The sequence below is a fragment of the Spirillospora sp. NPDC046719 genome, assembly GCF_040645715.1.
Classification (GTDB): Bacteria; Actinomycetota; Actinomycetes; order Streptosporangiales; family Streptosporangiaceae; genus Spirillospora.
Genome location: NZ_JBEYYT010000275.1, coordinates 1 through 12929, shown reverse-complemented (window position 1 = coordinate 12929; position 12929 = coordinate 1). Strand labels below are relative to the sequence as shown.

The 12929-nt window shown below is 70.7% G+C and carries 12 protein-coding genes; 6 read left to right on the top strand and 6 right to left on the bottom strand.

The window, feature by feature from the left end; genetic code table 11:
- Nucleotides 1-56: 56 nt before the first annotated feature.
- On the bottom strand, nt 57-2093 hold the full coding sequence (locus tag ABZ914_RS34260) for a flotillin family protein (RefSeq protein ID WP_190854720.1): 2037 nt from the start codon (nt 2091-2093) through the stop codon (nt 57-59).
- 71 nt (nt 2094-2164) lie between these two features.
- Entirely contained in the window at nt 2165-3100 is a 936-nt protein-coding gene (locus ABZ914_RS34255; protein WP_500198349.1) for a hypothetical protein, read from the bottom strand.
- Between the two features lie 451 nt (nt 3101-3551).
- Here ABZ914_RS34255 and ABZ914_RS34250 point away from each other — a divergent pair, with 451 nt between their 5' ends.
- The 4 genes from ABZ914_RS34250 (at nt 3552) to ABZ914_RS34235 (ending at nt 6661) form a co-directional block, all read left to right on the top strand.
- Nucleotides 3552-4166: a hypothetical protein gene (locus tag ABZ914_RS34250; RefSeq protein ID WP_500198347.1), complete on the top strand. Its 615-nt coding sequence runs from the start codon at nt 3552-3554 to the stop codon at nt 4164-4166.
- Nucleotides 4167-4280: 114 nt separating this feature from the next.
- Entirely contained in the window at nt 4281-5312 is a 1032-nt protein-coding gene (locus ABZ914_RS34245) for a sulfotransferase family protein (protein ID WP_500198345.1), read from the top strand.
- A gap of 468 nt (nt 5313-5780) precedes the next feature.
- Entirely contained in the window at nt 5781-6038 is a 258-nt protein-coding gene (locus tag ABZ914_RS34240; protein WP_206699878.1) for a phosphopantetheine-binding protein, read from the top strand.
- A gap of 32 nt (nt 6039-6070) precedes the next feature.
- Nucleotides 6071-6661, top strand: coding sequence for an SGNH/GDSL hydrolase family protein (locus ABZ914_RS34235; RefSeq protein ID WP_433147902.1), 591 nt, complete (start codon nt 6071-6073; stop codon nt 6659-6661).
- Nucleotides 6662-6976: 315 nt separating this feature from the next.
- On the opposite strand, the gene ABZ914_RS34230 is transcribed toward ABZ914_RS34235, so the two are convergent.
- Entirely contained in the window at nt 6977-7213 is a 237-nt protein-coding gene (locus ABZ914_RS34230) for a WD40 repeat domain-containing protein (RefSeq protein WP_500198350.1), read from the bottom strand.
- A 54-nt stretch (nt 7214-7267) separates the two neighbouring features.
- Nucleotides 7268-7540 (bottom strand): hypothetical protein, encoded by a 273-nt coding sequence (locus tag ABZ914_RS34225; protein ID WP_500198343.1) that lies wholly within the window; start codon nt 7538-7540, stop codon nt 7268-7270.
- A 1440-nt stretch (nt 7541-8980) separates the two neighbouring features.
- Here ABZ914_RS34225 and ABZ914_RS34220 point away from each other — a divergent pair.
- The gene (locus ABZ914_RS34220; protein WP_500198342.1) at nt 8981-10279 is read left to right on the top strand and encodes a hypothetical protein; all 1299 of its coding nucleotides are present in this window, start codon (nt 8981-8983) and stop codon (nt 10277-10279) included.
- Between the two features lie 125 nt (nt 10280-10404).
- On the opposite strand, the gene ABZ914_RS34215 is transcribed toward ABZ914_RS34220, so the two are convergent.
- A complete protein-coding gene (locus ABZ914_RS34215) occupies nt 10405-11568 on the bottom strand; it encodes an epoxide hydrolase family protein (protein ID WP_500198341.1) in 1164 nt (387 codons plus the stop codon).
- Nucleotides 11569-11691: 123 nt separating this feature from the next.
- On the opposite strand from ABZ914_RS34215, the gene ABZ914_RS34210 reads away from it, so the two are divergent.
- Complete coding sequence (locus ABZ914_RS34210; RefSeq protein WP_500198339.1) at nt 11692-12291, top strand: TetR/AcrR family transcriptional regulator; 600 nt, start codon at nt 11692-11694, stop codon at nt 12289-12291.
- A 111-nt stretch (nt 12292-12402) separates the two neighbouring features.
- Here ABZ914_RS34210 and ABZ914_RS34205 read toward each other — a convergent pair.
- Nucleotides 12403-12929, bottom strand: a 527-nt coding sequence (locus ABZ914_RS34205; RefSeq protein WP_500198338.1) for a methyltransferase domain-containing protein, incomplete at its 5' end; no start/stop codon positions are given.

Sequence of the window (12929 nt, the reverse complement as noted above, 5' to 3'; positions counted from 1 at the left end):
CCGCCCCATGGGGGGTCGCTGCGGGCGGCGCGCCGCGAGTCGATGCGGCCGGACGGTCAGCTCGCCGGGGTCAGCGGGGTGCCGTTCGACCCCGCGGGAGGCACGGCCCCGACCGGCGCGTTCGCCACGCCGAGGCGTTCGGCGGCGTCCAGCAGGTCGCTGAGCGCGGGCGCGTTCGGGCCGCCGGACGAGGCGAGCCGCGTCAGCAGCGCCGCGATCGTCAGATCCCCGACGCCTCCGCCGCCGGCCGCCCCCAGCACCCGGGTCAGGTCGCCGCTGAGCGAGCCCGTCCCGTCCAGCCACGAGCCGCCCAGCGCCCGCACGGTCTCGGAGTTCCCGACGAACCCGTCCACGCTCTTGCCGAGCGCGATCGACCCGAGGAGCTTGTCGAAGAACACGCTGTCGCCGCCGACGATGTCGATGTCGGCCTTCTCCAGCCCCGCCGCGAGCACCGTCGCCTGCGCCTCCGCGACCTCCCGCTGCACCTGGATCCCGGCCAGCCGGATGTCCTTCTCCGCCGCCAGCCGCAGCCGGTACTCCTCGTGCTGGCGCGTCGCGTCGTCCAGCGCCGCCATCGCCGCCGCCTTGTCGGTGAGCCCCTCGGCCTCCGCCTTCAGCCCGCCCTTGATCCGGACCGCCTCGGCGAGCGCCTTCTGCTCGGCGACCGCCGCCTCGGCGCGGCCGACCTTCTCGATCGCCGCCGCGTCCCGCTCCCGGACCTCGACCTCCGCGAGGCCCTCCGCCGCGGCCTCCGCGCGGATCCCCTCCGCCAGCCGGATCTTGGCCTGCGCGTCCAGCTCGGACGCCTGCCGCCGCGCGTCGGCCATCGTCAGCTGCTCGCGGGCGCGGTGCTGCGCGGCGGCCTCCGCCGCCTCCGCCGCCTTGATGTCCTTGACGAGGCTCTCCTGCGCCTCCGCCTCGGCCTGGATGATGACCGCCTGGCGGGTCCGCTCGGCCTCCTCGACCACCCGCACCCGCTTGATGGACTCCTCCTGCTCGGCGACGGTCCGCTCGACCGCGATCCGCTCCCGGATCACGTTCGCGATCTCCCGCTTCTCGCCCTCGACCTCCTTGTTCGCGGCGATGCGGGTCAGCTCCGTCTCCCGCTCGCGGGCGATGACCTCCAGCATCCGGTCCTTCTCGATCCGCTCGTTCTCGACCGCGATGACCCGCTCCTTGTTCTTCGCGGCCACCGCCACCTCGCGGTCGCGGTTCTCCTGCTGCACGCCGAGCTGCTCGTCGGTGCGGATGTGCGCGGTCTGCGCGCGCAGCCGCTCCTCCGCCTGCACCCGTTCGGTCTCCGCCTTCTCCCGCGCCCGGACGGTCTCGATCTCGCGCTGCTGCCGCAGCTCCGCGTCCGCCTGGCGGCGCTCCAGCTCGAGGATCGCCTCGCGCGCCTCCACGTTCTGGCGGGTGATCTCCTTCTCCTCGTTGCGGGTGTACTCGTTGGTCCGGACGTGCTCGATCGCGGTCAGCTCGGTGATCTTCCGGATGCCCTGCGCGTCGAGGATGTTGGACTTGTCCAGCGACAGCAGCGGCGTCTGCTCCAGGTAGTCGATCGCCGCGTCCTCCAGGCTGTAGCCGTTCAGGTCGGTGCCGATGAGCTCGATGATGTGGTCGCGGAACTCGTGCCGGCGCGTGTAGAGGTCGGTGAAGTCCAGGTGCTTGCCGACGGTCTTGAGCGCCTCGGAGAACTTCGCCGCGAACAGCGCCTGCAGCGTGTCCTGGTGGCTGGCGCGGTCGGTGCCGATCGCCTGCGCCACCTTGATCACGTCCTCGACGGTCTTGTTCACCCGGACGAAGAACGTGATGCGGATGTCGGCGCGGATGTTGTCCCGGCAGATCAGCCCGTCCCGGCCGGTCCGCTCGATCTCGATCGTCTTCACCGAGATGTCCATCAGCTCGGCCTTGTGCAGCACCGGCAGGACCACCGCGCCGGTGAAGGTGACGTCGACCTTCTTCAGCTTGGAGATGATCAGCGCGCTGCCCTGGTCGACCTTGCGGAACAGCCGCGTCATCATCAGCGCGAGGCCGAGTGCGATGAGCAGCGCGAGCGCGATCAGCACGCCCGCTCCGATCGTGATGGCGTCCATCGGGATCCCTGTCTACTGGGGGGATGTGGGGATGCGGGGGTCAGAGAGTGCGAGGCCGGAGTGCGGTCGGATCAGGGGGTCGGGCCGTCGTAGGGCATGACCCAGAAGAACTGGCCCTCCGGATCGAAGTCGAAGATCAGCGCGATGCTGCCCGCGCCGAGTACGGGCCGCACGGCGCCGCCCGGCGGCCCGCCGGCCGCGCCGCCCGGCGGGCCTTCGGCCGTCCCGGTCCCTGCGCCTTCGGCCGCGCCGCCCCGTGCGCCTTCGGCCGCGCCGCCCCGTGCGCCTTCGGCCGCCCCGGTCCCTGCGCCTTCGGCCGCGATGTCCAGCGCGTGCCGGCGGACCTGCACGATGGCGGACGAACCGTCGTCGGCGGTCACCTCGGCCTGGCCGAAGTCCACGCCGACCCGGCCGGTGCGGATGACGCAGGTGCGGCCGACGAAGTCGCGCAGCGACGCCGCCGGCTCCTCCCGGAACACGCGGCGCAGCGGGACGATGGCGAGCCGCGTCCCGAGCCATGCCGCCGCGAGCGCCACGGCCAGGACGGCGGCGGCGAGCGGCGCCGCGGGCGTGCCGCCGCCGGCCAGCACCGACCCGGCCAGGCTCGCGAACCAGGCCAGCGCGATCAGCAGCGACAGGGTGATGGTGGCGGGGACGCCGCCCAGCCCGATCGCGGCCAGCGGCCCGCCCGACCCGTGGCCGTCCTCGTGGCCGCCGGACGTGTCGTGGCCGCCGCCGTGCCCGGGGTGCGCCGCGCCGTGTCCGTGGACGGCCCCGTGCCCGTGCGCCGCGCCGTGCCCGTGGAAGGCGCCGTGCCCGTGGAAGCCGCCGTCTCCGTGGAAGTGGCCTCCCCCGCCGGCACCGGCCCCCGTATGGCCATCGGTGCCGGCGTGGAAGTGCCCCAGGCCGCCGAGCAGGACGAGCGCCCAGTACGCGGCGACCACCACCAGAGAGAAGCTGAAAAGCGCCGTGGGGAAGCCGAGCACGGTGTCGACGAATTCACGCATGGGTGTGCACGCTCCCGCCTCGAGGCGTCATTCACCGTCCGGGCCGTAAATGCGGTCGCCGGTTCACCAGGAAATGCGCAGCCGTATTCGACGTTCCCGCCGGATACGGCAGGTCATGTGTCCGGAAAGGAGTCCGCCCAGGTCGCGGCCGTCAGCCCGGGGCGCGCGCCGAAGCCGCGCGAAGCGGGGTGCGGGGTGCCGCGCGGCGTCCGCCGCGGCGTGAGAAAGGGCCGGGGAGTCATCAGGTACAACCTCCTGGTCGGAGACAAATCCTGTCTCGCCGACCAGACTTCCCGGCACACCAGGAGTTACTTTAGCGCAGTTTTGACGGGGGCGGAAGCCTTTTGTGGGCTTCCGGCGGCCGTTGCCCGCGTTTCCGGGTGGACGTCGCTGTTTCCGGGATACGGCAGGATGGCGGGCATTCGTCCCCCCGGAGAAGGCAGGAGTCATCGTGGGATCGCCCCCCGCAACCCTGGACGGTCCGCCGGCCCGCCCGTTCTGGAGATCGCTCGGCTGGGGGCTGCTCGTCCCGGTGGCGTTCACGGCCGGCGGTTTCCTCGCCCAGTACCCGCACGGGCTCGTCGTGGCCGGCGTCGTCGTCGCCCTGGCCGCGCTCGCCGTCGCCGCGACCCTCGCGGGCGGGGTCTGGCACCGGCCCGGCGCGGCCGTCCTGCTCTCCTGCACCGGCCTCGCCCTGACCTTCTTCGCCGGTCCCGGCCTGTACGAGCTCTACATGAAGACGGCCGGGAAGCCCGTCCACGCCGTCGTCGCGCACGTCGAGAAGCGGGACGCCCGGCGCGGGGCCGACCTGTCGTGCACCGTGGTCGAGGCCGGCGGCGGGCGCGCCGTCCACCACCTCACGGAGCAGCAGAACTGCTCCACCGACCTCAGGCCGCTCCAGGCGGTCACGCTGCGCACGGATCCGGCGGGCCTGCTGAAGCCGCGGCTTCCGGACGGTCCCGGTGACGGCGGTGACACGGCTCTGGCCCTGGAGATAGCGGCGGGTCTCTTCGTGGTCACCGGCGCCGCGACGTTCTCCGCCAGCCTGCGCCGTCGGACCAAGTAGCCGCGGCAAGCAGCCGCTATGAACAGTCGCAACGAGTAGTCACGTCGTCACGTTCAGCGAACTCTGAGGTCGGTCTGAGGTCCGGTTCAGGCGGCGCCCCTAGCTTCACGCGCCATGACCAGCCAGTCCCACCGGCCCGTGTTCGTCCTCGGCTGCCCGCGCTCCGGCACGACGCTGCTGCAGCAGATGCTGCACTCGCACCGGCGCCTGGCGGTGCCGTCCGAGACCAGGTTCGTGCACGTCGCGTACGCGCGGCGGCTCGGCTTCGGCGACCTGCGGGCGGAGCCGAACCGGCGGGCGCTCGCCGAGTGGATCACCGCGGGCGGCGGGACGAAGTTCGACGTCCTCGGGCTGGACCCAGGCGCGGTCGCCGGCGACATCGTGCACGGCCCGCCGACGCTCGGCTCGGCGCTCGCGGCCGTGTTCCGCCGCTACGCGCGGGAGCACGGCAAGGCGCGGTGGGGCGACAAGCGGCCGAGCTACTTCCGCAAGGTGCCGATGCTGCTGCGGATGTTCCCGGACGCGCAGTTCGTCCACCTGGTCCGCGACGGCCGCGACGCGGTCAGCTCGCTCGCGCGGATGCCCTGGTACGACGGCGACGTCTACAGCGCCGCGCTGACCTGGCGGGAGGCCGTCGACACCGGGAGCCGGCTCGCGCGGCGGCTCGGCCCCGGCCGCTACTTCGAGATGCGCTACGAGGATCTCGTCGCCGAACCTGAGCGGTCGCTGGTCGCCCTGTGCGGGTTCCTGGAGGAGGAGTACGACGAGGCGATGGCCGAGCCGCACCACCACGCGCGCCGGACGGTCCCGGCCGAGCGCCGGTGGCACCTGCGGACGCACGAGGCCGTAAACGACCGCAACGTCGGCGCGTGGGCGGTGCGGATGCGGCCGTGGGAGGCCGACCTCGTGGAGTACGTCTTGGCGGACCGGCTGCGGCGGCACGGGTACGCGCCGGCGGGACGGGAGCGTCCGGAGGCGGCGCACGTCGTGCGATTCCGTCGGACGGCGGCGCACCGATGGCGGGCCCAGCGCGCGCGGGCGATCCGGGATCGGGCGGCGCGGTTGCGCGAGCCGAATCCCGTCGGTTCATTGCTGACCGGTCCGGCGATCGGATCGGAAATACTTCCCATTTCGCCCGATCAGTGACCGAACGGGCGCGTCCGTAGGGCGCGCGGCGCCCCTTTCGGACCGCCTTCCAGTCCACCGGCGCCCGTCTTCACGGCCCGATTGGGCGGTTGTCCGAAATTCTCATGGAACGTACCCGGCCCGGCTCGCCGCCCGCCGCGGGCACGGGGGCGCGGTCCTGGGGAACGGTGCAGGTCGCGTGCCGCGGGACGGCCGGCGGGGGAGGAGTGGCCGCGTGGGGCGGCCGTGACGACGGTCGCCTGACGGCGCCCGTCGTGGGCCCCTTACGGAACCTGTTACCGTCCGGTACACCGGCTCCGTTTTACCGCTCAACTGACTTAATTTACGGAAAAGTGACATGCTCGTGTCCGATAGTTCACAGACTGCTATGTGACATGCCGAACATATGCATGTACCGTGCCATGTGCTCAGCTACGGATGGCCATCGGGGTTTGGTTCAGAAGATCCTCTGACAAAAAGGGGAGCGCGGTGAGCGGATCGCAAACAATTTCCCACGACGAACTCCAGATGTGGCTTCTTGACCGCATCGCCTTCTACCTCGACAGGCCGACGGAAAATATTGACCCGGCGGTCGAACTGGCACGTTACGGCGTCGATTCGGTGTACGCCATCAGCATCATCAGCGACATCGAGGACCACCTGCAGGTGGAGGTGGACGTGGCCGAGGCGCGGCGCCGCGAGACGGTCGCCGACCTCACCGCCTACCTCCTCGACCTCGTCGCGTGATGGCCGGCCCGCCGGCCGCGGGCGCCGCCCTGGTGGTGCTCGGCGACAGCGTGGCCGAGGGCCGCGACGACCCGGACCCCGCGGGCGGCTGGCTCGGCTGGGCCGGCCGCCTCGCGCGGCGCCTCGGCGTGGACTCCGGTGACGTGCTGAACGTCTCCGACGCGGGCGCCACGATCGAGGACGTGGTGCGCGACCAGCTCCCCGCCGTGCGCGCCGCGCGGCCCCGGCTGGCGGTGCTCGGCTGCGGCATGAACGACGCGCTGAACGGGTTCGAGCCCGCCGCGGCGGGCGCCCGGCTGGACGAGGTGCACGGCTGGGCGCGGGACGCCGGCGCCGTCCTGCTGGCGATTCCGGTGCCCCGCCCGCCACTGCTCGACCGGTCGCCCATCTCGCAGTTCCGTAAGAAACGCGTGCTCCAGCGCATCGCCTTGTTCAACATCGAGCTGGAACGCGCCGCGCGCGACTTCGGAATGGCTTTCCCGGCCCGTGAAACGGTGACGAAAATCGCTGACCCAGCGATGTGGAGTTCCGACGGAATCCACCTCAGCCCGGCCGGGCACGATTATGTCGCGGAGGTGATCGAACACCTCGCCGCCGGCATGCTCGGCGAGCGTGCCAACTGAGATCGGGACAGTCTCGGGGGCAGTCGAACAGTCGGGATGACGATGAAGAGACCATTCTCGCCCGCCCATGTCCCGCGATCGCCGGCGCGGTTCGCCGCCGACGGCTCCCACCCGCCCCCCCCCCGGCCCCCGCGGTGGGCCCCCGCCCCGACGCCGCCCCCCCCCCACGCCGCGGCGGTGCGCGAGCAGCTCGGCACCGCCGAGAACCGCGTGCAGGCCCTCGAACGCGCAGCCCGAGCCGAGTGACCCGCACGCGCGCCGCGACGACGACTGAGATCCGAGCCACTCATGCCAAGCCCAGTCGGGCGGCATGGATCATGAGGACGGCATGAGCTGAAGCTGGTAGACCGAGCCGTCCAGGATGATGATCTTGTCGGCCTCATCGGAGGCGAACCGGCACTCGGCCACCCCCGGATCACTGTGCCAGGCCGTCAGCTCACGGCCGTTCACAGCGGACCACACACGCATTACGCCGTCGTAGCTGCCGGTGAGGACGCGGGTGCCGTCCGGGCTGAACGCCATTGCCCGCACCGAGCCGGTGTGGCCGCTGATGGCGAGTTCGAGCGGGGTGGTCCGCGCGGATGAGTGCGCCGGAAGTGAGCAGCCTTAGCCAGTGGGCCTGCGCGGGGGCTGCAGGGCGGTGGCCCAGGCAGCGATTTCGGAGACGAGATGCCCCATGAGCCGACCGGTAACTTGGCTGGTCAAAACCCCCGGGAGCGCGGTACAGGGGCTGATGAGCGCGGGCGTTGGCTTCATCAGGGCGCGGCGGATCGCCTGGGCGTGTGGATGAGTGATGTGAGTGCAGTCGCTGATCAGGTCGGGCAGGCCGGCAGTGGTGAGCCGCAGGTGCATCCAGCTCAGCCGGATGAGCAGTCGCACCAGATCCTCTTGGCGGCCAGATGCCACGCCAGGTTGCCCGGCAGCTAGGGGCCGGTGACGGTGATGTCGGATCCAGTCGTGGGGATGGCGGTTCTGGTAGCCCGTCAGCAGGGCGGCGTGCGCGGCACGCACCCGATCGGGCCTCATCTCCGGCAACCGCTCACAAAGCCACGTCCGGCCGATCGAATCGGTCCTGCCGGTGGGCCAGGCGCTGCCGTTTGTCGGGGACTTACCACAGGCGATCGCCAATCGCGGCGCGGTAGGCGATGGGCAGGATGCTGTCGCGCAGCACCCTGTGCAAGGTACGGTTCGGCGGCGCTAAGACGCGTGCTGGAGCGCCACGGCGATGGCGTGGGATGCCCGGCCGTCGGCGAGCGCGGCCAGGACGGCCTCGACATCGCCGACGGGTACCGGTGGTGGCGGGCGCTTGCAGCGCCGCCCCGGTGAGGATTCAGCCTCCCATCTGGCGCGGGCGGCGGCGGGCTGACGCCCGGACGCGCGCGGACCTCGGCCAGCCAATGGGTGGCTTGCCGGGTGCCGATCTCTTCGGCGGCGGGCCGCACCATGGTTTGCAGCCGGCGGGCGGTGTGCCGGGTGGTCGCGGGGCCTGCCAGAGCGTCGCGCAGTCCTTGCTGGGTTCGCTAGTGCTGGTCGGCAGGTCGATGACGACCTGGTGCACCGGCGCCGACGAGGCACGCACCGACGCCACCCACCCGCACGACCCGCAGCCGAACGCGGCGCCACCCGGACGCGGTACCCGACGTCGAAAACATCGGTCTGATCAGGGCGGACAACGATCGCCGATCAAGCGTTGCCTGACGCTCGGTCACACCCCTGGTGCCGTCCCAGCGCACCTGCCCGCCTCCAGAACAGCGACCAGTAACGACGCAATTTCCAAAATCCCATCTTAGAAACTATATCTCAACACCATTTATTAAAGCTCGCCACCTCAACTCAGACATGCGAGCGCGAGCAAAAGTCTACCCCTCACCTTCCACCCCTTGGCCATGGCGAGAACAGACCCTTTCAACATCAAATAAAGCCCACAAAAGATACGGCCGACACCTCACACATCAAGCCCCAAGCAGCTGACAAACTCGGCGCATCCGGGGCCCCATCCCCTCCTTGTAGGCGCAAGAGATCGAGGTCACCTCAAGCAGGACACAGATGACATCGACCGACATCTTCCCAGGTCAGAGGCCGCGAAGCTGTGCGAGACACTCGCACTCGACTGATGAACTCGGCGCATCACTGACAGACTCGGCGCGATTACTGACATATACTTGGCGTTCAACAACTGCTGTCGGTCACTCCGTCGCCCCTCGGTCGGCTCTCCACGGCGAGTACATCATAACGGCGATTGTCATGTATCAGGGGTTTCGCATATACGGAACCGCAAAACCAGTTTCACGTTTCACGCAGAGCCTCTATGATCAGCATGTGGACGAAGACGAAGCAGCGAAGACCGAGGCGACAGGCCACGAGACGGGACCGGACGGTGCGCCGGACGAGCGCGCGGACGCTCTGACCGTGCTCCAGGCGCCCGGCGGCGAGCCGCGGCCGTGCGAATGGTGCCAGCAGCCGCTGCCTCCGCCCCGCAACCCGCGCCGGGGCGGCCGGCCGCAGCGCTACCACCAGCCCGGCGAGGGCCCTGGCGGGCAGAACTGCAAGGCGCTCGCCGACGCGGCACGCAAGACGGCGACCGCCGCCGCGGCCGCCGAGCCGCTGGCCGCGCTGCGCGCCTTCGGGGAACGCGCCGCCACCGAGCGCGCCGCGTTCGCCGATCGGCTCGGCCGGCACGTCGCCGACCTCCAGCGGCTCGCGGAGCTGGAGAAGGAGGAGTCGGACCGTCTGGCCGCCACCGTCGACGCCGTCACCACCCGCAACAGCGAGCTGGAACGGCAGGCCGCCGAAGCCCTGGCCGCGGCCGACGAGGCGAACGCCGCACGCGACTCCGCCGAACGGCTCCGCCAGGCCGCGGTCGACGCCCGCGCCGAGGCCGAACGCGAACGCGACCGGTCCCGGACCGCCGCCGCCGATGCCGACACCCGCGCCCGGCTCGCCGAGGAACTCGCCCAGACCCATCAACTCGCCCGCAAGCAGGCCGAGCAGCAGGCCCGGCAGGCCGCCGACGACCGCGCCGAAGCGCGCAGCGAGCGCGATGCCGCACGGGAGAAACTCGCCGACGCCGAACGGCGGCTGCAGCAGATGCGCGACGACCTCGTCCAGGCTCAAGCCCGGCTCGCGGAGGAGCGCAGCCGGGTGCAAGCGCTCACGCAGGAGGCGGCCGACCACGCCGACCGGGCCCGTGAGGCGACCGCACGCGCGGACGCCGCCGAACGCGACACCGCGAGCGTCCGCGACCGGCTCGCCGAGGCCGTGGCCGCCGCCGAGACGGCCCGCACCGAACGGGCGGCCGCGCAGGCGGCGCGCGAGGCCGAGGTCGCGGCCCTCACCCGGGACCGGGACGCCGCGCGCGCCGACGCCGACCGGCAACGCGAACGCGCCGTCCTCGCCCAGCAGCGCGCCGAGACCGCCGAGGCCCTCGTCCCGCCCGCCGGACGGCTGCCCGCCGTGGACGCCACCGGCCCCGCGACGCTCGTCCGGATCGGTGAATCCGCGGCCGTCCGCGCGGAGGGAGAGGAGGTCGTCCTCGACCGGTTGCCCACACCGCTGTCCGCCGAGACGGCCCTGCAGGTGGCCTACGCGATCCTCGCCCTGAAGGCCCCGGTGTCCTAGCTCGGACACCAGCCACGAAGTAGGTCGCGGGTAGCCGCACGAGCCCCCGCTTCCCTGCCCTCGGCCTCACCGAGTGAACGAGGCAAAGGGGCGGGTGTGCGGCAAAAGCAGCTCGCGCGTTGGGGTCAGGAACGAAGGGTGCGCAGGCCGGTGCGGATTTCGCTGACCAGGATCTCGGGCTGTTCCAAGGCCGCGAAGTGCCCGCCCTTGTCGGCCTCGCCGTAGTGGATCAGATTGCTGTAGGTGTCTTCGATCCAGCTTCGCGGCAGGCGTGGAATGTCCCTCGGGAAGACGGTCACCGCGACCGGAAGCGTCAGCTTCGGGCCGGCGAAGGTGAGCGATTTGTTCTCCCAGTAGATGCGGGCGGACGACGCTGCGCTGTTGGTGAACCAGTAGAGCGATATCGCGTCGAGCATGTCGTCCATGCCGAGGGCGTCCTCGGCGAGCCCGTGGTTGTCGGTCTTGGACTGGAACTTCTCGTAGATCCAGGCCGCCTGACCAGCGGGAGAGTCCGCCAGAGCGAATCCGACGGTCTCCGGCTTCGTGCCCTGAAGGTGGTTCGACCCACCGAGATCGCCGGTGTAGAGGGCGAGGGTCTCCACGGCATAGCGCTGTTCGGGCGACAAGGTGTCGGGTATCTGTGCGGGAAAGGCGTACTGGGTGTTCAGATGAATGCCGAGAAGCCCCTCAGGTCGCATGGCTCCGAGGGCGGTGGTGACGACGGCACCCCAATCGCCGCCTTGTGCGGCCCATCTCGTGTAGCCGAGACGCTTCATCAGCTCCACCCACGCGCTTGCGATGCGCGAAACACTCCACCCGGTCTCCGTGGGCTTCTGGGAGAACCCGAACCCGGGGAGCGACGGGACGACCACGTCGAATGAATCGGCGGCGTCTCCTCCGAACGAAACCGGATCGGTCAGCGGGCCGATCAGCTTCAGGAACTCGAGGATCGAGCCGGGCCATCCGTGCGTGAGCATCAGCGGCATCGCGTTGGGATTCTTGGACCTGACGTGGATGAAGTGGATGTCCAGCCCATCGATCTCGGTCAGGAATTGGGGGAAGCGGTTGAGTTCGGACTCGAAGCGCCGCCAGTCGTAGCCGCGCTCCCAGTAGTCGACCAGAGATCTGGCGTTCTCTACGCGAACCCCTTGCGACCAGTCGCCCACCGTTTCCGGGTCCGGCCATCGGGTTCTGGCCAGTCGCTGCTTCACGTCGTCGATCTCCGAATCCGGGATCGAGACGGTGAACGGGCGGACGAGGATCGAGGCCGGCGGCGTCGGTGCGGTCATTGCTTCTTCTCCTGAGCTTCGAAGCGCAGTGCAACTCTCCGTTGCACACTGCTGTGCAGCCTACTTCGCTGCACACCAGTGTGCAGTGTGATTCATTGCACACCGATGTGCAACAATGCTGCCGTGCCCACCGAGTCCTCCCGTGTGCGCTCGATGAACGAGACACGCGATCGCATCCTCGACGTCGCCCTCGACGTGCTGGGAGAGAACCCCGACGCCGGAATGGGCGACATCGCCTCCGCCGCCGGCGTCGTCCGCCGCACCGTCTATGGCCATTTCCCCTCACGGCTCGACCTGGTTCGGACACTCACGGAACGGGCCGTCACCGAGATGACAGCCGTGCTCACCGAGGTCAACGCCTCCCACGCAGAAGCGGACGCGACATGGGTCGAATTCATCGCCCGCGTCTGGCCGGTGACGCACCGGTACCGAGTGCTGCTGGCGCTGCGCCGCGGCGAGTACGGCGAGGCGATCCACGGCCTGCTCGGGCCAGTCGATGATCTCCTCGCCGACCTCGTGAAACGGGGCCAGGACAGCGACGTGTTCGCACAGCACCTGCCGGCGGGCATTCTGAGCCAGGTCGCCTACGGCGTCGTGTTCGCCATCGCGGACAGCGACCTGTCGAACGAGCCCCTCGGCGCCCGAGCGGCGACGATCACGAGCCTGCTGATGCTAGGAGTTCCCGAGAAGCGAGCAATCGCTCTCGTGGACGACCAGCCCTGACCCGCAGCACTCCAGCGGAGCCGCGGATCATCCTCCTCCGGCACGCCGGACGGCACCCTTGCGGCTGGTGTCCACGGTGGGACTCCGAGGCTCTGAACGACCGTCGTTCCGCTACTCCCCCGCCCTCCGGTCCGGCCGGGCGTGACCGAGATAGGTGACGATCGGCTTGCCGTCCGGTTCGAGGACGAAACCCGTCATTCCCGGGATCGCCTCGTCGGCGATCCTTCCCTTCCGGCGCGCGACGGTCGCCCGGACCAGGTCGAGGACGTTCGCGGGCTTGAACGGGCAGACGTCCTCGTTCCGCAGCCCGTGAGCGGCGAGCGCGGCCGCGACCTCCTCCGGGGTCCGCAACCGCGCGGCGGTGTAGCGGCCGCGCGGCATGATCCGGGTCGACGGCAGCGCCTGGAAGGCCCCCAGGTAGATCAGCCGGGAGACCGGCGTCCGGTTGACGGTGTCGTAGAACAGGACGCCGTCGGGCCGCAGCAGCCGGGCGGCGTGCGCGACGACCCGGTCGAGGTCGTCGGTGATCTCGAAGGTGTCGGCGTAGAAGACGACGTCGAAGGACGCGTCGGGCAATCCGGGGGCCTCCGCGGAGGCGGTCGCGTACTCGAGCCCCGCCGCGGGGCCCCCCACCCCCC

Bases quoted from the DNA above. Each gene is read 5' to 3' on its own strand.
- ABZ914_RS34260 (WP_190854720.1), bottom strand. From the start codon at position 2,093: ATGGACGCCATCACGATCGGAGCGGGCGTGCTGATCGCGCTCGCGCTG.
- ABZ914_RS34255 (WP_500198349.1), bottom strand. From the start codon at position 3,100: ATGCGTGAATTCGTCGACACCGTGCTCGGCTTCCCCACGGCGCTTTTC.
- ABZ914_RS34245 (WP_500198345.1), top strand. From the start codon at position 4,281: ATGACCAGCCAGTCCCACCGGCCCGTGTTCGTCCTCGGCTGCCCGCGC.
- ABZ914_RS34215 (WP_500198341.1), bottom strand. From the start codon at position 11,568: ATGACCGCACCGACGCCGCCGGCCTCGATCCTCGTCCGCCCGTTCACC.